This is a genomic window from Aliirhizobium sp. YIM B11859 (assembly GCF_057163345.1).
Map to the genome: position 1 here is coordinate 417,205 of NZ_JBXHAY010000002.1, position 20,568 is coordinate 437,772.

The following is a 20,568-nucleotide window of genomic DNA, read 5'->3' on the forward strand; positions in this document are numbered from 1 at the left end:
AAGGAAGAAGCCTTGTGCGACAGGCTAGATCAGCACACGCGCACTTAACAAATGCGTGAATGTTGCGCCAAGGACACGCGCCGGAGGAGCGGCACGTTTGTCAGATGATGACGTGCGAACCAAGCTCCACCACCCGGTTGGCCGGCAGATGGAAATAGTCCGACGGGTCGGTCGCCGCATTGGCCATGGCGATATAGAGCCTGTCCTGCCACATCGGCATGCCCGATTCGGCATCGGGCACGAGCTTGCGGCGGCCAAGATAAAACGAGGTCGACATGATATCGAACTTGAAGCCGGTCTTGCGCAGATAGGCGAGCGCCTGCGAGACATTGTGCGACTGAATGAAACCGAAGCGCAGCTCGATGACGGTGAAGCGTTCGGAAATCTTCTCCACGCGGAAACGCTCTTCCATCGAGACACGCGGCTTGTTGACGGTGCGGATCGTCAGGACGACGTTCTTTTCGTGGAGGACGTGATTGTGCTTGATGTTGTGCAGAAGGGCCGCCGGCGCCGTGTCCGGATCGCTGGTCAGGAATATGGCGATGCCGGGCACCGAAACCGGCGCGTGATCCGACTTCTTTTCCACCATCGGCACGAAAGCGTCGAGCGGCACGTCGATGCGGCGGGTCTTTTCGAACAGGATCGCGGTGCCGCGCTTCCAGGTCCACATGATGATGGTGAAGGCTGCCGCCATCATCGCCGGAACCCAGCCGCCGTCGTGGATCTTCAGGAGATTTGCGCCAAGGAACACCACTTCAAGCGCAAGCAGTGGCGCAAGCGTTGCGATCGCCACGGTCTGCGGCCAGTTCCACCGCAACCGAACGAACTCGAAGGCCATTAGCGTGGTCACCACCATCGCGCCGGTGACCGAAATGCCATAGGCGGTGGCCAGCGCTTCCGAGCTTTCAAAACCGAGGACAAGCGCGATGACGCCGACGAGAAGCAGCGTGTTGACGCCGGGCAAGAATATCTGCCCGGTATTGGTCTCGGAGGTGAACAGGATCTGCATGCGCGGCAGGTAACCGAGATGGATCGCCTGACGAACCAGCGAAAACGCGCCGGTGATGACCGCCTGACTGGCGATGATCGTCGCCGCCGTCGCCAGGATGACGACCGGCAGCAGCGCCCATTGCGGGAACATCAGGAAGAAGGGATTGACCATGGCCTCGGGGTTCTGCAGCACGAATGCGCCCTGCCCCAGGTAATTCAGCGTCAATGCCGGAAAGACCAGCATGAACCATGCCCACTGGATCGGCCGGCGGCCGAAATGGCCGAGATCGGCATAAAGTGCCTCGGCGCCCGTCACCGTCAGGAAGACCGCGCCGAGAACGACGACGCCGGCATACCCTTCGCGCAGCATGAACTCGATGGCGTACCAGGGATTGAAGGCCTTGAGGATGGTCAGGTCGTCGGCAATATGGGCAATGCCGGCTATGGCCATGACGACGAACCAGACTGCGGTGATCGGCCCGAAGAAACGCGAGACCATCGCCGTGCCCTTCGACTGAATGGCAAAGAGCGCGATCAGGATGACGATCGAGATCGGCAGAACGGCGCTATCGAGCCTGGGCGTGACCAGTTTCAGTCCCTCGACCGCCGACATGACGGACAGCGCCGGCGTGATCATCGCATCGCCGAGGAACAGTGCCGCACCGACGAGGCCAAGGACCATCAGGAAGGCGCGCTGGCCATTGGCGGCTTTGGTCAACAGCGCCAGCAGGGAGAGCGTGCCGCCTTCTCCGTCATTGTCGGCCCGCAACAGAAGGAGGACGTATTTCAGCGTGACGATCACCGTCAGCGTCCAGATCATCAACGAAATGATGCCGATGATCTCGCCCTGCGTCACACCATCACCCGCAACCGGCTTCAACGCTTCGCGGAAGGCATAAAGCGGGCTGGTGCCGATATCGCCATAAACGACGCCGACGGAACCCAGGGCGAGCGCGAACAGGCCATGGGTGCGCGTCTTTTCAGCGGCATGATGTTCAGCGGGGTGACCCATATGGTGCCTGACCTCAAGTCAGCCTTTCCAGAAGACGACGGGGAACGAACGGATAGCGGCATGCGCAGTGGAGCGGGTGGACTTCCAAACTACCTTTTTATGCGGCAGACCTTGATCACTCTCAATCTGCGACCAGCGTTTCCCGCCCGAAAATGCATTCGGCCCTGTTGCGGCACCGATTTAAAGCCTGCACACAGGCACAGGGCCCGGGAGCGAGGGCCTATTAAAGACAGCAACTGCTAAAATCAAGAGGCGGGGTGCCCCGGCGATTTGCAAGACTTCGCCCGGAAAAGCCTTTTGAGCAAGGGCGATGCGGCGATCCGCCACAAGCCGAGACACCGACGGCGCACTTCGCCCGTCACGGTTGGCGTCAACACGTGACACGCGCCAGGAGGCCGTTATTCGAAGACGATCGCCGGCGCCTTGCGGCGGGTGCCCTGCGACAGCTGCGCCCAGACACTGGCGGCGATGTCGCGGTAAATCCTCGATATTTCACTGTCCGGATCGGCGTGGACGATCGGCGTTCCGAGATCGGATCGTTCGCGGATATCGATGGTGAGCGGCACTTCGCCGAGGAAGGGAACGGCGATCCGGTCGGCTTCGGCGCGTGCGCCACCATGGCCGAATATATCGTAACGCGTGCCGGTATCGGGCGCCAGGAAATAGCTCATGTTCTCGACGATGCCGAGGATCGGGATCTCAACCTTGCGGAACATCGTCACCGCCTTGCGGGCATCGATCAAAGCCAGATCCTGCGGTGTCGAAACAATCACGGCACCGGCCAGCGGCACCTGCTGGGCAATGGTCAACTGGGCATCGCCGGTGCCGGGCGGCATGTCGATGACGAGCACGTCGAGATCACCCCAGGCGACTTCGCGCAGCATCTGCAGAAGCGCCGACTGGACCATCGGCCCGCGCCAGATCATCGCCGTCTCCTCGTCGACGAGAAAGCCCATCGACATGGCTTTCAGCCCGTAATTTTCCATCGGCTTGATCAGCCGGCCGTCGATCTGTTCGGGGCGGCCGGAAATCTTCAAGAGCCGCGGCACCGAGGGGCCGTAGATATCGGCATCGAGAATACCGACGCGCAAACCGTTTGCCTGAAGGCCGAGGGCAAAATTGACGGCGGTCGTGGATTTGCCGACGCCGCCCTTGCCGGATGCGACGGCAATGATGGCACCGACGCCGGGAACGCCGGCCTTGGGGCCGCGCGGCTGAGTGGCCGACGGAGCATGCCCGTGGCCATGGCCCTGCGACTGGCCCGGCGATGGTGCAGCCGGTGCCGGTTGCGGAGCGGCGGATGCCTTGCGATCCGCGGTCAGGGTGACGACCGCGCCCTTGACGCCTTCGACGGCCGTCACCGCCTTTTCGGCTGCAAGCCGTAAGGGTTCCAGTTCCTTTGCCCTGTCGGCGGGCACGGTGATCGAGAAATAAACCTTGCCGTCCGAAATGAAGACGTCCGAGACCATGTTGCGGGACACGAGGTCGCCCTCAAGGTCGGGACCGCGAACCTTGCCGAGCGCAGCAAGCACCTGGTCCTTCGTTACATCCGGCATGTCGAGCTCCTCGCATCACAGGCAGCACCGACGCCTACCGCGCCGGAGCACTATCATCGCCGTTATATAGGAGTTGAGGTAACCGGGGAGCAAGACGAATAAAGCCGCTGTCCGGGTGGCAGCCACGAGGCGCTCGATCCGGACAGCGGCTTTTTTCTTGGTCGCGTCTCTTGGTACGCTTTTCTTCAGTCCCCTCTGGACCTGCCAAAGAAGAATGCAGGAAACGTGCCATTCACGAAAAAGCAGAGATCCGGCATTTTCAAGGTTAATTTCCGCAGGCCAAGACGAATTAGACGCCATTTCGCACTGCAGCAAACACTAGACCGCACATCAATTGTGCAGATTAGCGATACCCTATTTAATAAGCCCGATCCGCAATGCCTTGGCCACTGCCTGGGTGCGATTGACCGTGTCGAGCTTCTTTGCCGCACGGTTGAGGTAATGATTGACGGTATGTTCCGAGAGGCCGAGAATTTCGGCGATCTCGGCGCTGGTCTTGCCAGCGGCCGTCCAGTTGAGGCAGTCGATCTCGCGCTCCGTCAGAAGCTCGGGGGCGCGGACATCGAGATTGCGGATTTCAGCGAGCCGGTCGAAGATGTGGATGGCCGCATAGCTCAGTTCCATCATCTGCTGGCGGTTGAGTTCCGGCCCCATGCCACCGATCACCACGGCACCGCGGGCGCCGCCCGCATCATGAACGGGAAAACATCCGCCGCGAACGATACCGTACCGGCCGAAGATCTCGCCCATGTCCGGGCCGTCAGCCTCGGCCGACATCTGGCTCAGGTCATAGGAGAAGGGCGTCGTCGAGACGCGCAACCGGCGCAGGACATGGCTCGACTGGATCAACCCCTGGCGATCGAAAAGAGAAACCAGTTCTGCCGGCCAGTTGTTGATAATGGCGCTGCCGGCCAGACCGCGAGCGGTCGTCGGCGGCAGGTTGAGAACCATGAAATTGCGGTATCCGTAGGATTCGACCAGTCTTTTCATGAACAGGAAGACGTCGAACTGCGTCTTGAGCCCGGCTATTTCGTCGACCTCTACGTCGAGATTCATCAGTTCGGTGGCAGTTTCCAACTTGGACATTTCTGACTTCTCTATTCCACCGACTGCGCCGGATTGATGGCGCAAGCCCACGAATCATTCAGGGGATTTTCGGAGATCGCTCTACGGGAGGAAAGGCGAAAGTTGCAATTTCCCTGCATTTCTTCCCGCGTCGCGTGTCTTGCGACCATGAGCTTCCACTGCAGAATTAAAGGAGATGTTAATTTTTTCCAAAACAAACAGTTTTATCGGCAACAAACATGACATCTGATCGGCGCCGGGCCAAGCGTGACGGCCGAAGTTTCTGCCTTGAACCGTCCGTCACGGTCGTGAAGCGGTGGACAGCGGGAAGCGGATATGGCGAATTGGGGCCACTATTCGGACTTGCCGGTCCGCGGTGCATATCAGGGAGAAGAAAGATGGCATCCATTCATCCGTTCACGGGCAGCGTGCTGTCGCCGACATTGTGCGAGCTTGGGGAAGGCGCAAGTTTCGAGCCCGAGACCAATACGCTGTGGTGGTGCAACATCCTTGGAAAGTCCCTGCAGGCACTTGATCTCACAAGCGGCAAACAGACCATCATCCCGCTGCCGGTGATGGCCAGCGTTGTCGCCCGCATCGATGACGACCGGCAGCTGATTGCCAGCGACAAGGGTCTATTCATCCGCAACAGGGCGACTGGCGAACTGACCCCGCACGGCCAGATCGAGCCGGGCAAGGATACGAACCGCTCCAATGACGGTCGCATGCATGCCTCGGGCAATCTGTGGATCGGCACGATGGGGCTGACGGCGGCCGACGGTGCCGGCGGGATTTATCATGTCTCCAGAGGCGTGGTGACGAGACTGTTCGAGGGGCTCAGCATTCCGAACTCGATCTGCTTCTCGCCGGATGCAGCCACCGCCTATTTCGTCGATACGCGCGCCAACCGGCTGATGCAGGTATCGGTCGACCCAGCAACCGGCCTGCCGACCGCCAAGCCTTCGCTGTTCGTCGATGGCAGCGCCGATGCCGGCGGCATCGACGGATCGATCTGTGATGCCAATGGCCATATCTGGAGCGCGCGCTGGGGCGAAGCGGCGCTGGACCACTATAATGCCGATGGAACGTTCATCCAGCGCTACCAGTTGCCGGCGCAGCGGACGACCTGCCCGGCTTTTATCGACGGCGGGCGGATCGCCGTCACCTCGTCGTGGGAAGGACTGGACGAGACAGGTCGTGCGGCCGATCCGATGGCCGGCGCAACCTTTGTCCTCGATGTCGGCGCAACCGCCAAATACGACCCGGCCTACCGTCTTTGAACGGGAGATGAGTATCGCAATGGCCGATTATATCGGCATGGCTCTCGCCTAAAAAAGCAGCAAATGGGGAACCAATCTGCCCCGGCTTTGTTTGTCCTAGCGAACCGGTGCTGTGCTGACCGTCAGGTTTTGGCCGGCATCGGGTCGATGGAACGATAACCAACCAAAGAGGCAGATCACCATGACCAAGACCCGTGGGACCAACACCGTTGGCAACAAAACCCTTGGAGCAATCGTCGCCGCTGCTCTGCTGACCTCCACCGCCATTGCGCCTGCGTTTGCCCAGTCCAACTCGACGCCCGCCTCGCCGTCGGCGCCGACGATGCAGGCCGAGCCGAAGGGCATGGCACCGGCGCCATCAGCCAATTCCGACATGCCTGCAACGGGCGATGCGGCCTATATGACCCAGCAGTCGCAGACCCAGATCAGCGCCAATGATTATATCGGCAAGTCGATCTACAATACCGGCGACGAGAGCATCGGTGACGTGAACGACCTGATCCTTGAGGACAATGGCGGCATTGTTGCAGCCGTGGTCGGTGTTGGCGGTTTCCTCGGCATCGGCGAGAAAAACGTCGCGCTGCCAATCGACAAGGTCACCATGGCGCGCGATGCCAAAAGCAACGAGGTTCGCCTGACGACGACCGAAACGGCGGAAGCGCTGAAGGCCGCGCCGGAATTCAAGACGCTGGATGAAGCAGCAACAGGCACGGATGCGACGACCACATCGTCGACCACGCCCGCACCTGCGACGACATCGCCATCCGCGACAACACCTTCGACCGGCGGTGACACGAGCTCGTCGACGGCCGCGCCCAAGCAGTAAGCCTTGGGCAAAAGCCTGGAACGGGCGAACCATCGCCAATTGCAAGAACAATGATGATCAGTGGCGGCACCGCGGTGCCGCCACTTTTTGTCTGAGGCTTCCTCATCACGGCCGAGACAATGCGCCTCACCCGCCCACTACGCGTCCCTTACAACAGCGAACAGATGCGCAGCGCGTCGTAGATGGCGGCGTGGATGTTGCGGCTCGCGACCGCGTCGCCGATGCGGACGAGATCAAAACCTGCACCCGCCTGCTTTTGCGGCAGCGGTGCCTTTCGGGCGATCAGGGCTGTGTAGTCGACGGCGCCGAGATTGCGCGACAGAGGCTTCAGGGCAAAAAACAGATCGGCATTGGCCGCCGTGCCATGTTCGACCACGACCTGGCCCACCTGACGCTCGACGGTTGCCGGCGAATAGTCGGAGCCGAGCACGGCCGTCAGGCCATTGCCGTTGCGGCGCACCGCCTTCAGCCGGGTGTTGATCGTCACCGTGACGCCCTTTTCGGCAAAGGTCTTCGCATAAGGCACATGGTTCATGCCGCCCATTTCGGGGGCGAAGAAACGTTCGGGGGAGATCAGCTCGAGTTCGGCTCCGGTCGAGGCGATCACTTCGGCGGCGCTCATTCCGGGATGGCCGCCATTGTCGTCGAAAAGCAGCACCGAGCCTTGCGGTTTTGCAGTGCCGGCGAGAATATCCCAGCTGGAGGTGACGAGATCGTCGCCCTCGTCCAGTTCCGGAACTTGCGCGAAGCCGCCGGTGGCGACGACGACGAGATCGGGCTCGATGGCCAGCACATCGCTCTCTTCGGCATAGACATCGTAGCGGATCTCGACGCCGAGGCGCTCAAGTTCGGCAAGTCGCCAGTCGACGATGCCGATCATCTCCTTGCGGCGCGGATTGCGGATGAGGAGATTGACCTGTCCGCCGGCCTCGCCGGTCGCTTCCAGCACGATGACGGAATGGCCGCGCTCGGCCAGAACCCGCGCCGCCTCCAGCCCCGCCGGCCCGGCGCCGACCACAATGGCGCGGCGCGGCTTTGCCGCCGGTTCGATCTCGTGGGAAATCAGTGCCTCGCGGCCGGTCGCCGCATTGTGAATACAGAGCGCCTCGCCGCCCTCGTAAATCCTATCGAGACAGTAGGTCGCGCCGACACAGGGGCGGATGCGCGCCTCGGTGCCCGCCATGATCTTTTTCACGATATGGGGATCGGCGATATGGGCGCGGGTCATGCCGACCATATCGAGCTTGCCTTCGGCAATCGCATGGCGGGCGGTGGCGACATCGGCGATGCGGGCGGCATGAAAGACCGGAAATTTCGTCGCCGCCCTCACCTCTCCGGCGAAATCCAGATGCGGCGAGGCGCGCATGCCCTGGATCGGGATGACGTCGTTCAGCGAAGCGTCGTGATCGATATGGCCACGGATGACGTTCAAAAAATCGACATTGCCCGACGCCACCAGACGCCTGGCGATCTCGATCCCCTCCTCGCGCGACAGGCCCTTGTCCCAGTCCTCGTCCGCCACCATCCGGATGCCGACGATGAACTTTTCGCCGACCGCCTTGCGTATCGCTGTCAGAACCCTGTCGGAAAAACGCAGCCGGTTGTCGAGCGAGCCGCCGAATTCGTCGTCGCGGCGGTTGGTGGCGGGAGACCAGAACTGGTCCATCAGGTGGCCATAGGCCTCGATCTCGATGCCGTCGAGGCCGGCTGCCTGCATACGGGCGGCGGCATCGGCATAGTCGGACACGATCCGCTCGATATCCCAGTCCTCCATCTCCTTCGGAAAGGCGCGGTGAGCGGGCTCTCGGATCGGAGACGGGGCCAGAACCGGCAGCCAGTTGCCCTTGTTCCAATTGGTGCGCCGGCCGAGATGGGTGAGCTGGATCATCACCGCCGTGCCATGCTCATGACAGTCGTCGGCAAGCTTTTTCAGCCAGGGCACGATCTCGTCCTTGTAGGCCAGGAGATTGCCGAAGGCGGGCGGGCTGTCGACCGAGACGCTGGCGGAACCGGCCGTCATTGTCATGGCGATGCCGCCCCTGGCCTTTTCCAGATGGTAGAGCCGGTAACGATCCTTCGGCATGCCGTCTTCGGAATAGGCCGGCTCATGGGCCGTCGACATGATGCGGTTTTTCAGCGTCAGGTGCTTGAGCTGAAACGGCTGCAGCAGGGGATCGTTTGAGGTCGACATCGCTTGCCCTTCGGTGAGGTCAAAACGTGATCATCGCCGACGAGGGTGCGTGGCGCGACGATCAGAAGCGCCGCTTGATGTCTGTAAAGCGGCAGATGCGGACATTGGAAAAGAGAACGCTGTGCCGAAGGAGACATCCATCCCCGGGGTCGGCCACAGTCCCCGCCATGCCGTCAATTTCAAAGAGGCTGAGCGACCGAGGCGGGCGAGTTTCGTCGTGGATTTCCACCTGGCTGAAACCCGCTGGCCGCAACGCCTTCAGATCAACCCATCAAACGCATCAGCCTCATTTTGGGTGGCGAATGCGAATGTGACCAGTTCACTCTCATCATCTTGACGGATACCGACCGCGGTCACAATCAACCGGGCGATCTCGTCCTGCGCTTCGTTTCCTGACCGAGACGATCTGACTGCCTTTTCAATGGCCGGCGCAAAGACTTCACTGATCAAACCGAGGCGCATGTTGTGTTTCATGATGATATCCCGGTCCTCGATAATGGCTGCCTGCTCAGCCTTCGGGATTTCGGCATTGTCCATGGCGGTGATCGTGGCATTGGTCGCAAGCTTGATCGGACCTTCCTCCAGCCATCGCTCGACCATCTGGTGGAACTGTCGCATACGCGCGGCCGGGATTGTTTTCTTCACGGTGATCGGCATCGGTATTCCTGTCTCAGCTTCCATTCAAACCGACACGCCATCCCCGAACTGAAGAACGGCTGTCGCAATGTTCAAAAAAATTACGGCGGGAGCGTGTGTATGGTCCAATGCGGCGCACTTCAATGTCTTTATGTAGAAGAAGGCGCATCTCCTGGGCATCGAGCGCTGCTACAATCAGGCGAGCAGGCGCTGGACAATAAGCGCAGCGGCAAGGCGTGTTTCCAGGACCTGAAAAGGCGCCGCCGTGCCGTGTTTGCCGCGCAGTGGCGATGGCTTAGCCTTGCTAAAACCTTATCCTTATGACGCCTTCCGTAAAACACCAGACAAAGACGGAGCAGAAGAAGAGAAGCTTCCACATGTCCACGGAATAGTCTGTCGGGAAAATGCCAGTCACCGGGAAATTGGCGCCCGATGAAAAAAATATCGGAGCGATAAGAATGCTCCACCGAGCAGCGCGATGATAGGCCTTCGGACCAATCCTCTCGACGAAGGGCCTGATCTTGTAAGGAAGCAGAGTCAGGTGGAGGTATCCGACTGTCAACGCGCTCATCGTTCCGAATACGCCAATTCCGATGGAATAGTCAGCGAAGCAGGATACAATCAAACCAACTTCCAACGCAGCGATCAGGAAAAGGTACTTGTTGGGCAATCCGGGTATCATGTTTTGGCTTAAGACCCACGTTGAGCAACAGTTAAATAGCGTTCTTTTCTCCGTCGCCGTCAACTGCGGCAACACGCCCACGTTGTCGTGGGCGAAGCGCTGCTATAGCTCAACCGCAAGCGTGCCCGTCAAATCCGCTCGATCGCCATGAAGTCGTGGTAATGGTCCTGGAGGTAACGCAGGGTCGCGGCGCCATCGACGGGCTTGCCGTAATAATAGCCCTGCCCCATGCCGCAGCCGAGGGCTCGCAGCATTTCGGCATCCTCGACCTCCTCTATGCCTTCGGCGACGACATCGAGGTCGAGACCCTGGCACATGGCGATGATGGCGCGCACGATGTGTTCGGAGGCGCGGTCGGTGGTGATGCGGGCGATGAAGGCGCGGTCGATCTTGACCTTGTCGAACGTGAAATCGCGAAGGCGCCCGAGGCTCGACTGGCCGGTGCCGAAATCATCCAGTGAAATACGCACGCCCTTTTCGCGCAATTCGGCGATGATCCGCTGGGCGGTATCGGCAGACGTCATCACCGCGGTCTCGGTGATTTCCAGCTCGACACGTTGCGGATCAAGACCGACGCGCGACAGGGTCGAAAGGATGTTGCCGGATGTGCCCGGATCCATCAACTGCGCCGACGACAGATTGAAGGAGAGGAAAAGCTCGCGCGGCCAGGAGAGCGCCGCTTCCGCCGCCTTGCGCAACAGCGTATCCGACAACGCGTCGATAAAACCGCGTTCCTCGGCGAGCGGCACGAAGACAGCCGGTGAGACGAAGCCGAGATCGGCATCGCGCCAGCGCGCGAGCGCCTCGAAACCGACGACCATGCCGTCGCGGATCCTGACGATCGGCTGGAAATGGACATCGACGGCATCGGAAATGATGGCATTGCGCAGCGCCTGTTCGATCTGTGTCGCACGCCGCATTTCCTGCGCGATTTCGGTCGAATAGACGGTGATCTGGGCGCGGCCGCGGCGCTTGGAGCGATAAAGCGCGGTCTCGGCGCTTTTCAGCAGATCCTCGAATTCTTCGCCGGCAAACGGATAGATGGCAAAACCGAAGGAAGCGGACAGACGGACATTGCGGTCACCGAGATCATAGGGTGCCGACAACACGTCCTTCATCATCTGGCCGATGCGCTCGGCGCCGATACGCTCAAAGACGAGCGGCAGGACGAAGGCGAATTCGTCCCCCTCATGGCGGGTGACGGTCGCACCGTCGGGCATGCAGGCTTTCAGGCGATGAGCGACCTGGCAGAGGATTTCGTCGCCCGCTTCCGAACCGAACAGGTCGTTGATCGGCTTGAAGCCGTCGAGATTGGCGATGCAGATGGTAAAGGGTGCCGGATCGTCCGCCCGCTCAGCAGCAAGCAGGCGCACCTTGTCGCGCAACCGGTAGCGGTTGCCCAATCCAGTCAGCGGATCGCTGTAGGCCATGGCCTGCAACTCGTTCTGGCTGACTTGCGGCAATGGATTGCCCGCTGGCTTCATAAAATTCCTGCCCCTCGAAACCAGCGAAGGATGCGGGACAAAGATTAAAAAATTCTGCTGATGTATCAGTTTATGGCACAACTCATATACGAGTGTACGCTAGCGGACAAAATGTCAGGCTTCCTGCTCAAGCTCGATCTCGGTCGGATAGAGGAAACGCCTTATTGCCGCATCAAGTGTTTCAGGGCTGATCGGCTTCAGGATCACGTCGTTCATGCCTGCCTCGAAGCAGGCTTCCCTGTCGCGATCGAAGGCCTGCGGCAGTACGCCGATGATCGGCACGGCCAATGATCCTTCCTCGAGCGCGCGGATTGCGGCCGAGGCTTCAAAGCCCGTCAGTTTCGGCAGGGTCACATCCATCAGCACGAGACGAGGCTGATGGTCGCGCCACAGCCGCACCGCTTCTTCGCCATCGACAGCCAATGCATAGCTGTAGCCCAGACCCTCGATGATCTGGGAGAAGACGATCTGGTTGACCTCGTTGTCCTCGGCGACAAGGATATCGATGCCGCCCTTTTCCGGCACCGGTGCATCGCCATAAGCGTCGACTGCGGGCAGATCCAGTTCGACCGTGTCCCGCCCCAGTTCCCTGGCGACCAGTCCGGGAAGTTTCATGCCGATAAACTGCTGTTCGAGGCGCAGCCCCTGTACGCCGTAGGCTTCGGCGATCTCGAGGCATTCGGCCGGCATACGGGCATCAACAACGACCAGATCGATGCGGACATCCGCTTCGGCCGCCAATTGCAGGAAAAGCGTCAGTTCGTCGGCATCGACGGCCGTGGAAACGTCGGCTCCCTGCCGCGACAGGATATCGATCGCCTCGGCCGCAGCGTCGGCGAAACGCGTGACGACGAGGATGTTTGCACCGGGCAGCATCTCGGCCGTGTCATCCTGCGGCAGCGCCAGAACCGGGTCGCGGGTCATGTCGATCGGGACGAAATCGGATGACCAGGGCTGCACGTCGGAAGGCGCCGTACCACTGGCATCGGCCGCGACGGCGGAGACATCCTGCTTGACGGTGACGATATAATAGCGGCCGGGCTTGCCGATGCGGTATTTGTGGACGATGGCAAGGACGGTCGATCCATCCGGCCGGGTGATGCGCTCGGGAAGCTGGATCGGATCGCCGGTCTCCATCACATGCTGGTTGATCGGACCGAGACGGTTTTCCAAGGCGGACGGATTGATGTCGGCGCCCTTGTGGCCAAGGATGGCTTCCGCCGGCAGGTCGAGGAAGTCGCAATTGGCCTTGTTGACCGCGACGAAGGTGGAGTTGCGGTCCTTGACGCTGATCGGGAAAGGCAGGTTGTCCAGCACCTCTTCGGTCACCTGGACACGCTCTGTGTCGAGACGCCACTGCTCCTCGCGCTTTTTCTGCTCGGACACATCCTTGATGATGCAGATGCCATATCCTGATGCGAGCCTGCGCTTGACGATGCTCAGCCAGCGGTCAGGACCCGGCCGCTCAAGCGTTTCGGAACGCTCCTTCCACAGTCCGGCGATCTGTTCGGCGATCCAGTCCTCGCGACCGAGTGCGCGGCGATAATTATGGGTATCGGAGACCAGGCGGATGCCAGCATCGTACATCGCCGCCAACAGATCGCGGATACGCGTTCCGGGCAGCAGTACACGGGGCTGAACCCGCACGAAGCCGATCAGTTGCTGACTGGCAAAAACGAGAAGATCGTTCTTGTCATAGAGAAGCACGGCCGCGGACAGGCCTTCGGCAAGCGCTTCCATGATGGCAGTCTGAATGTTCGGATCCGCCGAGTCCAAATCATTCATGGGATGAAACTCCGTATGCTCACAGGACGGCGGAACGCCATACCCGGTCAGCCGATCCTACGTATGATCGGCAAAATTTCCTTCATATCCGGTCAGATCAGGTGGGAACATGCTGGCTCCAAGTCTTCAACGATCGACCGAAGGGAAATGTGACAGTGCCCAGCCGGCTGCCACTTCGGTCGTTCGCGGAGAGTGAGGACACTCTCCCGGCTTCATCCAAATCAACAAGGCGAACATAGAGCGCTACCATTAAGTTCGGATTAATGGCGTTTCGCATTGAAACATCCTGGGCGTGTCCAAATATCGATGCCCGAAAGACCGCGTGGGGGATAATCGCCACCCGGCTCTTTCCTATGACGCTCGAATCCCCGAAAATAGGGAATGTCTGTAAAACTCCTTCCCGAAACCCTGATCAACCAGATCGCCGCCGGCGAGGTCATCGAACGACCGGCCAGCGCGACCAAGGAACTGATCGAGAATGCGATCGATGCCGGTGCAACGCGCATCGAGATCGCCACTGCCGGTGGTGGCAAAAGCCTTGTGCGGATCACCGATAACGGCTCGGGCATGGATGCGGCGGATCTGGAACTGGCGGTGCGCCGCCATTGCACCTCGAAGATATCGACGACGCTCGACGACATCCACACGCTCGGATTTCGCGGCGAGGCGCTGCCATCGATCGGCTCGGTGGCGCGGCTTACCATCACCAGCCGGCGTCATGGTGACCAATCCGGTTCGCAGGTTTCCGTGCAGGGCGGCAAGGCATCTCCGGTCAAGCCGGCGCCTGCCAATCCCGGCACCGTCGTCGAGGTGCGCGATCTGTTCTTCGCCACGCCGGCGCGTCTCAAATTCATGAAAACCGAACGTGCGGAAGCGGCGGCGATTACCGAAATCGTCAAGCGCATGGCGATCGCGTTTCCGCATATCCGCTTCACACTGTCCGGTCCCGACCGTTCGACACTCGAATTTCCGGCGACCGGCGACGACCATCTCGCCCGCATGGCGCAGGTGCTGGGCCCCGATTTCAAGGACAATGCGATCGAGATCGATGCGGGCCGCGAGGACGTGTCGCTTTCCGGCTTTGTCGGCGTACCGACATTTCACCGCGGCAATTCGGCCCATCAGTTCGCGTTCGTCAATGGCCGCCCGGTGCAGGACAAGCTGATCCTGTCGGCGATCCGCGGCGCCTATGCCGAACAGATGCCGTCCGGCCGTTATCCCGTGGCGGTGCTTTCGATCGAGCTGGACCCCGCTTTCGTCGACGTCAATGTGCATCCGGCCAAGTCCGATGTCCGCTTCCGCGATCCGCAGCTGGTGCGCGGGCTGATCGTCGGCGCGATCCGCCAGGCGTTGCATCGCGAAGGCGACCGCGCCTCGACGACGGGTGCAGCGGCCATGCTGCGGGCATTCCAGACAGCCCCTTCACAGCCGGGCTTTTCGGAACAGCCGACATCCGCCCGTCCCCAGCCGACCTGGCCGCATTCGGCGACACCGCAGACCGCATGGTCGGCTTCATCGTCGGTTTCCCGACCGCTCGATCCCGGCCCATCGGCGCCCTACCCCGGCCGACCGATGCAATCCGGGTTCGACGCCTTTGCAGCGCCGACGGCACGCGCCGACACCATCGCCGAACCCGCCTATGTTCCCGAGACGACCGCGGCCGGTTACCGGCTCGGCGCCGCCCGTGCCCAGGTGCATGAAAACTACATCGTGGCGCAGACCGAAAAAGGTCTCGTCATCGTCGACCAGCATGCTGCGCATGAGCGTCTCGTTTACGAGAACCTGCGCCGCGCGCTGGAGAACGACCGGCTTGCCTCGCAGGTGCTGCTGATCCCGGAAATCATCGATCTGCCGGAAGAAGATTGCGACCGGCTGATGGCGCATGCCAGCGACCTCGACCGGCTGGGGCTTGCGATCGAACGGTTCGGTCCGGGTGCCGTTGCCGTGCGCGAGACGCCGGCCATGCTGGGCGAAGTCGATGCGGCAGCGCTTGTGCGCGACCTTGCTGACGAGATCGCCGAATGGAACACTGCAAGCGGACTGCGCAACAAGCTCGAATATATTGCCGCGACGATGGCCTGCCACGGGTCGGTGCGCTCCGGGCGGAGGCTGAAACCCGACGAGATGAATGCCCTGCTCCGGCAGATGGAAGCGACGCCAGGCTCGGGAACCTGCAACCATGGGAGGCCCACCTATATCGAACTCAAGCTTTCCGATATAGAACGACTGTTCGGTCGCAGTTGAAAACGGCCGCATGTATCAAACGGCGCGGCATTGTTGATGTGTTGCGAACAACACGGGGCGCTGTGGAAGCGCTCTGGTAATCGCTTTTGGTTCGGGGTAGAGGGGACGATGTTTTTTCGCAGGAGACGAGTGATGAACCGGTTCGAGGGAAGCGGCTTTCGCGAAGCAAAAATCCGCTATCTCGATGGTGACTATCAGGTGCTGAGCGCCGGCTCCTATGTCGTGTGTGCGGCAACCGGCGTGCATATCCCGGTCGACGAGCTGCGCTACTGGAGCGTTGCGCGTCAGGAAGCCTATGTCGACTGCGCCACCTCGCTCGACGCCGAAAAACGCGCCGGCACATTGCCGAACCAGCAGCACGGATAATCTTGCTCGGCCCGTTTGTTTCAGTCAGCCCTTCGAGGCCCCCTCGCGCAGCCTTCTGTCGCGAAAATTGGCGAAAGCCGTGTCGATGATGGCCATCGGGGCGCGCGGATCATCGAATACCATGTCGATCTCGACGATTTTCGACCGTTCCTGCAATATGCGGGCAAGGCCTGTATGACCGGCGAGCCGGGCGGCATCCTTGGCGGTCGTCGCCAGCACCAGCCCTTCGTTTTCCGCCTCGTCGAGCAGGGAGCGGATCTCGTCCTCGGTGAAATAATGATGATCTGGAAATGAGCGGGTCTTGGCGATCAGCCCGCCGACCGACCGCAGCGTACGGTAAAATTTCTCGGGGTCGGCAATGCCGGCATAAGCAAGCACGTTTGTGCCGGAAAGGCTAGCATCCGGCCGCGGCTCGATGCCGGCGACATGGATGGGCTTGCCGGCCTTGGCCGCTTTTCTGACCAGCGCGTCGGCCGCCTCGCCATTGCCGACCTTCAGGATGGCGGAGAGCTGGCGCATCTGCTCGGCGAGCGGCGCACGCACCGGGCCGCCCGGAACAAGGTGACCATTGCCGATGCCTCTGGTCGAATCGATCACCACAAGGGCGAAATCGAGGGTCAGCCGGGCGCTCTGGAAACCGTCGTCCATGATGATCAGATCGGCGCCTTCTGCGGCGAGTTTCCTCGCGCCATCGACGCGCTTTCGCGAAATCACCGTCATCGCCTCTGCCGCCAGCAACAGCGCCTCGTCACCGACGGCATCGGCCCTGTGACGGTCGCGATCAACCAGCGTCGTTGTGTCCAGCGATCCGCCATAACCGCGGCTCAGGAAACCCGGCCGGTGGCCCATCGCCTTTGCCGCCCTTGCCAAAGCGATCGAGGTCGGGGTCTTGCCGGCGCCGCCGACGGTGAAATTGCCGACGCAGATCACCGGCAGGTCGGCGGAAGCACGTTTGGCATTGCGCATACGGCGCCCGGCGATCGTGCCATAAAGCGCTGAAAACGGCATGAGGGCGCGGGCGCGCCAATCGGGCTTTTCCCACCAAAATGGCGGCGCTTCGGAGACCATGCCGCTATTGACCTAGCTGCCCGGAGGGCGATGCCGCCGGGGCAAAAAGAAGGCCTTCGATCTGAGTAATATCATCAAGGCAATGATCGGCCAGGGCCGACAACGTCTCGCGGGTTCCCGTACCTGTAAGAACGGCAAGGTTGAGCCCGGCACCGGCGGCGCGGCCCATATGCATGTCGTGATTGTTGTCGCCGACCATGGCGACCTGAGACGGTTCGAGACCCACCGCCTTGCAGAAGGCGAGCATCATGCCCGGTTGCGGCTTGGCGCCGAAACCGCTGTCGTAACCGGCGATGAAATCGATGTCACCTTCTATGCCGAAATGCGCCGCCGTGCGGCGGATTGCCGTCTCGTTGTCGCTGGAAGCGATGCCGAGTTTCAGCCCCCTCGCCTTAAGGCTGGCAAAAACCTGCGCAAGATCGGCCACCGGGACTGAAAATTCGGCGGCGCGGATGAACAGCGCATCGAGCTCGCGGGTCAGATCGTCGACATCGAAAGGAGAGCCTGCGACGACGAAACCGGCGGCGATCTCGGCGGAGTTTCCGGCAGCCAGCAGGCTGTCGGCTTTTGTCTTGCCGGTATCGGGATCCATGCCGCCGGCCAGGAGCAGGACGGGTTCAAGATCGGGATTGCCGACAGAAGCGATGCGGGCCGCTTGGCGGTTTACCGGCCCCCAGCTTTCGTCATAACGGATCAGCGTGCCGTCCTTGTCGAACAGGATGCCCGCGATCGCGGGTGGCGACATCACCGGCCGATGCCTGCGGCGGCGACCTTCGGCTGCAGCCGGGCGCTGACGGTCAGGGGATTGATATAGGGTTCGAGCGCCTTGACGGTCTTTCCGAGCGCGCCGCGCAGATCCTCCATCGCCTCCTGGCCGGCATCGACCATCTTGCGGCGGGCCGGATCGGTGATCAGCAGATAATGAACGGCCTTTGCCAGCATCTCGACATCCTTCACCACACGGGCTCCGCCCTTGCGGACGAGATGCTGATAGGCGTCGCGGAAATTCTGTATGTTCGGCCCGGTCAGCACGGCGCAGCCGATCATTGCCGGCTCAAGCGGGTTCTGCCCGCCCTCGTTGGTCAGCGAACGGCCGACAAAGGCGATTTCGGTCAGGCGCAGGTAAAGCCCCATCTCGCCGATACTGTCGCCGAGGAAGATGTCCGTCTCCGGGGTCAGCACGTCATCGCGCGATCGGCGGGCGACCGTCAGGCCCTCGCTCTTGAGCATGGCCTCGATGGCGTCGGCGCGATCCGGATGGCGTGGCACGATGATCGTCAACTGGCCGTTCTTCGGCTTGAGTGCCCGGTGAACGGTGGCCGCAGCCTTTTCCTCGCCATCGAACGTCGAGATCGCGGCCCAGGTCTTGCGGGCGCCGATCTCGGCCCTGTATTTGGCAAGCAGCATCTCGTCGCAGGGTGGCGGATCGGTATCGCTTTTCAGGTTGCCGGATACGATGACCGGCCATGCGCCGAGATCACGGAAGCGCTCGGCATCAAGATCGGACTGGGCAACGACCAGCGCCATCTTTTCGAACAGGGCTTCGGCAACTGTCGCGTGAGAACGCCAGCGATCGAAGGAACGATCGGAAATGCGGGCATTGACCCTGATCTGAGGAACCCGCCGACGGGTGAGTTCGGCAACAGTCGTCGGCCAGATTTCCGATTCCGCCGTGATGCAGGCGTCCGGCTTCCAATAGGCGAGGAACCGCTTGATCGGAAACTTCACGTCGATCGGTACATATTGGTGGATGACCTCGTCGCCGAGCCTTGCTTCCACAAGGGCGGCCGAGGTGACGGTGCCGGTGGTCAGCACGATGTGGATTTCGCGGCGGCGAAGCTCGCGGATCAGCGGCAGGATGGACAGTGTTTCGCCGACGCTTGCCGAATGCACCCAGACAAGCGGCCCGCGCGGACGCGGATGGCTGGCATAACCCAGCCGTTCCAGCCGACGGGACCGATCTTCCTTGCCCTTCAGCGCACGCATGCTGAGATAGGGGCCTGCCAGCGGATAAAGCATTATACCGGCAACGCGATAGCCGACCAGAGCCATGCGGGCCAAACCGCTGCTCATAGCTTCCGCTCCCGATGCATGCCAAACGCCATCAAAACCTCACTCCTGAAGTGATCTTGTATTCCGGCTTACGTGTTTCACAAATGCGTCAAAAAAGCGAGCTTCGGATCGAGGCCCTCTCAACCTGAAGCTTTATCATATTTTTTGAGGCTTGTGTCAGGCCTGCTTGACTTCCGGATCCAGAAGCCGGTGCATGTGAACGATGAAATACCGCATCTCGGCATTGTCGACCGTTGCCTGGGCTTTCGAGCGCCACGCGACCAGCGCTGTGGCGTAATCCGGGTAGATGCCGACGATGTCGAGCGCCGACAAATCCTTGAACTGGACACCGGCAAGGCTCGACAGCTCACCGCCGAAAACCAGGTGCAGAAGTTGCTTCTTTTCGCTCGCATCAGTCATTTGCAAATCCGTCCTTCACGCTATGCAGATTTCTTCCTCTGCGGCATTCCGTCACAAAGGTCAACCCGCTGGATTGGCCGCTGGATCGGCCGCAGAACCGGCCACCAGATGCGGCAGCAGAACCTCGCGCGCATGGCGCGTGCCGGCAACCAGAACACCATGGCTGACAGTCTCGCGATTATAGATCAGCGGCCGGCCGTGGAGATCCGTCAGGGCGCCGCCGGCGCATTCCAGAATGAGGTCGGCGGCGGCCAGATCCCAGTCGTGGCTGTCGCGCTTGACGATCGTGCCGTCGATGCGACCGTCGGCAACCATGGCCAGCCGATAGGCAAGCGATGGGACATGGCTCACTCTGCGGATCGACAGTTCCGGCAGCAACTGCCTGACGATCTTTTCGTCCGCAGCCAGCACCAGTTCGCCACGCGCATCGCCTTCAGCCGGCACTGAGATCGGCATGCCATTCCTCAGCGCCGGACCACCGGCGACCGCGACATATTCCTGCTCCAGCGCTGGCGCCACCAGCACGCCCGCCACCGGCCGGCCGCGATGGACGACGGCGACCGATACGCACCAGATCGGCTCGCCGCCAATGAAGGCCCGCGTGCCGTCGATCGGATCGACGACGAACAGGGTGTCGTTCAAAAGCCTTGCCGCGTCGTCGTCGGTTTCTTCCGACAGCCAGCCGTAATTGGGCCGAGCCTTCAATAGCACCGACTGGAGGCGATCATTGGCAGCAAAATCGGCGGCGCTGACCGGCGAGCGGCCCTCGTTCTTCCACCAGACTTCCGGTGACTGGCGAAAGAAGCCATGGGCGATTTCACCGGCCTGCCGCGCCGCATCGACGATCAGGTCCAGATCCGCGCTCCAGGGATTTTCGATGCCTGGGGGATTTTCTAAGCTAGCCATGGCGA

General features: G+C 61.2%; 16 protein-coding genes. 4 read left to right on the plus strand and 12 right to left on the minus strand.

Annotated features, from left to right (window positions below; all coding sequences use genetic code 11):
* Positions 1–100: 100 nt before the first annotated feature.
* The 3 genes from AC2GXZ_RS08325 to AC2GXZ_RS08335 form a co-directional block, all read right to left on the minus strand.
* Positions 101–2,002, minus strand: coding sequence for a potassium transporter Kup (locus AC2GXZ_RS08325; RefSeq protein ID WP_483758685.1), 1,902 nt, complete (start codon positions 2,000–2,002; stop codon positions 101–103).
* A gap of 398 nt (positions 2,003–2,400) precedes the next feature.
* Positions 2,401–3,558: an Mrp/NBP35 family ATP-binding protein gene (locus AC2GXZ_RS08330; protein ID WP_483758686.1), complete on the minus strand. Its 1,158-nt coding sequence runs from the start codon at positions 3,556–3,558 to the stop codon at positions 2,401–2,403.
* A gap of 354 nt (positions 3,559–3,912) precedes the next feature.
* Entirely contained in the window at positions 3,913–4,644 is a 732-nt protein-coding gene (locus tag AC2GXZ_RS08335; RefSeq protein ID WP_483758687.1) for a LuxR family transcriptional regulator, read from the minus strand.
* A gap of 377 nt (positions 4,645–5,021) precedes the next feature.
* Between AC2GXZ_RS08335 and AC2GXZ_RS08340 the strand changes: the two genes are divergently transcribed.
* Together AC2GXZ_RS08340 and AC2GXZ_RS08345 are read left to right on the plus strand one after the other, a co-directional pair.
* Entirely contained in the window at positions 5,022–5,903 is an 882-nt protein-coding gene (locus AC2GXZ_RS08340; RefSeq protein ID WP_483758688.1) for an SMP-30/gluconolactonase/LRE family protein, read from the plus strand.
* Between the two features lie 181 nt (positions 5,904–6,084).
* Entirely contained in the window at positions 6,085–6,729 is a 645-nt protein-coding gene (locus tag AC2GXZ_RS08345) for a PRC-barrel domain-containing protein (RefSeq protein ID WP_483758689.1), read from the plus strand.
* Positions 6,730–6,877: 148 nt separating this feature from the next.
* Here AC2GXZ_RS08345 and AC2GXZ_RS08350 read toward each other — a convergent pair whose 3' ends face one another.
* The 4 genes from AC2GXZ_RS08350 to AC2GXZ_RS08365 all read right to left on the minus strand — a co-directional run bounded on the left by AC2GXZ_RS08350 (position 6,878) and on the right by AC2GXZ_RS08365 (position 13,507).
* Entirely contained in the window at positions 6,878–8,920 is a 2,043-nt protein-coding gene (locus tag AC2GXZ_RS08350; RefSeq protein ID WP_483758690.1) for an oxidoreductase, read from the minus strand.
* 258 nt (positions 8,921–9,178) lie between these two features.
* Complete coding sequence (locus AC2GXZ_RS08355) at positions 9,179–9,577, minus strand: hypothetical protein (protein WP_483758691.1); 399 nt, start codon at positions 9,575–9,577, stop codon at positions 9,179–9,181.
* A 789-nt stretch (positions 9,578–10,366) separates the two neighbouring features.
* Entirely contained in the window at positions 10,367–11,722 is a 1,356-nt protein-coding gene (locus AC2GXZ_RS08360; RefSeq protein WP_483758692.1) for a putative bifunctional diguanylate cyclase/phosphodiesterase, read from the minus strand.
* A 114-nt stretch (positions 11,723–11,836) separates the two neighbouring features.
* Positions 11,837–13,507 carry a response regulator gene (locus AC2GXZ_RS08365; protein ID WP_483758693.1) on the minus strand — a complete coding sequence of 557 codons (1,671 nt, stop codon included), beginning with the start codon at positions 13,505–13,507 and terminating at the stop codon, positions 11,837–11,839.
* 381 nt (positions 13,508–13,888) lie between these two features.
* On the opposite strand from AC2GXZ_RS08365, the gene mutL reads away from it, so the two are divergent.
* Positions 13,889–15,751, plus strand: coding sequence for a DNA mismatch repair endonuclease MutL (mutL, locus tag AC2GXZ_RS08370; RefSeq protein ID WP_483758694.1), 1,863 nt, complete (start codon positions 13,889–13,891; stop codon positions 15,749–15,751).
* Positions 15,752–15,883: 132 nt separating this feature from the next.
* Positions 15,884–16,117: a DUF2093 domain-containing protein gene (locus tag AC2GXZ_RS08375; RefSeq protein ID WP_483758695.1), complete on the plus strand. Its 234-nt coding sequence runs from the start codon at positions 15,884–15,886 to the stop codon at positions 16,115–16,117.
* A gap of 24 nt (positions 16,118–16,141) precedes the next feature.
* Here the strand turns inward: AC2GXZ_RS08375 and lpxK are convergent, their stop codons facing one another.
* From lpxK to AC2GXZ_RS08400, 5 genes are all read right to left on the minus strand, one after another.
* Entirely contained in the window at positions 16,142–17,185 is a 1,044-nt protein-coding gene (gene lpxK, locus AC2GXZ_RS08380; protein ID WP_483758696.1) for a tetraacyldisaccharide 4'-kinase, read from the minus strand.
* Positions 17,186–17,189: 4 nt separating this feature from the next.
* Positions 17,190–17,930: an HAD family hydrolase gene (locus tag AC2GXZ_RS08385; RefSeq protein ID WP_483759383.1), complete on the minus strand. Its 741-nt coding sequence runs from the start codon at positions 17,928–17,930 to the stop codon at positions 17,190–17,192.
* Positions 17,930–19,258 carry a lipid IV(A) 3-deoxy-D-manno-octulosonic acid transferase gene (waaA, locus tag AC2GXZ_RS08390; protein WP_483758697.1) on the minus strand — a complete coding sequence of 443 codons (1,329 nt, stop codon included), beginning with the start codon at positions 19,256–19,258 and terminating at the stop codon, positions 17,930–17,932. The genes AC2GXZ_RS08385 and waaA overlap by 1 nt, the downstream gene beginning before the upstream one ends.
* Positions 19,259–19,414: 156 nt before the next feature.
* On the minus strand, positions 19,415–19,657 hold the full coding sequence (locus AC2GXZ_RS08395) for a DUF4170 domain-containing protein (RefSeq protein ID WP_483758698.1): 243 nt from the start codon (positions 19,655–19,657) through the stop codon (positions 19,415–19,417).
* A gap of 60 nt (positions 19,658–19,717) precedes the next feature.
* Positions 19,718–20,563, minus strand: a complete 846-nt coding sequence (locus AC2GXZ_RS08400; RefSeq protein WP_483758699.1) for a 3'(2'),5'-bisphosphate nucleotidase CysQ — start codon at positions 20,561–20,563, stop codon at positions 19,718–19,720.
* Positions 20,564–20,568: the final 5 nt, after the last annotated feature.

Excerpts from the sequence above, each read along its gene's own strand:
- AC2GXZ_RS08355 (WP_483758691.1), bottom strand. The coding sequence starts at position 9,577 with ATGCCGATCACCGTGAAGAAAACAATCCCGGCCGCGCGTATGCGACAG.
- mutL (WP_483758694.1), top strand. The coding sequence starts at position 13,889 with ATGTCTGTAAAACTCCTTCCCGAAACCCTGATCAACCAGATCGCCGCC.
- AC2GXZ_RS08400 (WP_483758699.1), bottom strand. The coding sequence starts at position 20,563 with ATGGCTAGCTTAGAAAATCCCCCAGGCATCGAAAATCCCTGGAGCGCG.
- lpxK (WP_483758696.1), bottom strand. The coding sequence starts at position 17,185 with ATGGTCTCCGAAGCGCCGCCATTTTGGTGGGAAAAGCCCGATTGGCGC.
- AC2GXZ_RS08335 (WP_483758687.1), bottom strand. The coding sequence starts at position 4,644 with ATGTCCAAGTTGGAAACTGCCACCGAACTGATGAATCTCGACGTAGAG.
- AC2GXZ_RS08350 (WP_483758690.1), bottom strand. The coding sequence starts at position 8,920 with ATGTCGACCTCAAACGATCCCCTGCTGCAGCCGTTTCAGCTCAAGCAC.
- AC2GXZ_RS08365 (WP_483758693.1), bottom strand. The coding sequence starts at position 13,507 with ATGAATGATTTGGACTCGGCGGATCCGAACATTCAGACTGCCATCATG.
- AC2GXZ_RS08340 (WP_483758688.1), top strand. The coding sequence starts at position 5,022 with ATGGCATCCATTCATCCGTTCACGGGCAGCGTGCTGTCGCCGACATTG.
- AC2GXZ_RS08330 (WP_483758686.1), bottom strand. The coding sequence starts at position 3,558 with ATGCCGGATGTAACGAAGGACCAGGTGCTTGCTGCGCTCGGCAAGGTT.
- AC2GXZ_RS08385 (WP_483759383.1), bottom strand. The coding sequence starts at position 17,930 with ATGTCGCCACCCGCGATCGCGGGCATCCTGTTCGACAAGGACGGCACG.
- AC2GXZ_RS08395 (WP_483758698.1), bottom strand. The coding sequence starts at position 19,657 with ATGACTGATGCGAGCGAAAAGAAGCAACTTCTGCACCTGGTTTTCGGC.
- AC2GXZ_RS08325 (WP_483758685.1), bottom strand. The coding sequence starts at position 2,002 with ATGGGTCACCCCGCTGAACATCATGCCGCTGAAAAGACGCGCACCCAT.
- AC2GXZ_RS08360 (WP_483758692.1), bottom strand. The coding sequence starts at position 11,722 with ATGAAGCCAGCGGGCAATCCATTGCCGCAAGTCAGCCAGAACGAGTTG.
- waaA (WP_483758697.1), bottom strand. The coding sequence starts at position 19,258 with ATGAGCAGCGGTTTGGCCCGCATGGCTCTGGTCGGCTATCGCGTTGCC.
- AC2GXZ_RS08345 (WP_483758689.1), top strand. The coding sequence starts at position 6,085 with ATGACCAAGACCCGTGGGACCAACACCGTTGGCAACAAAACCCTTGGA.
- AC2GXZ_RS08375 (WP_483758695.1), top strand. The coding sequence starts at position 15,884 with ATGAACCGGTTCGAGGGAAGCGGCTTTCGCGAAGCAAAAATCCGCTAT.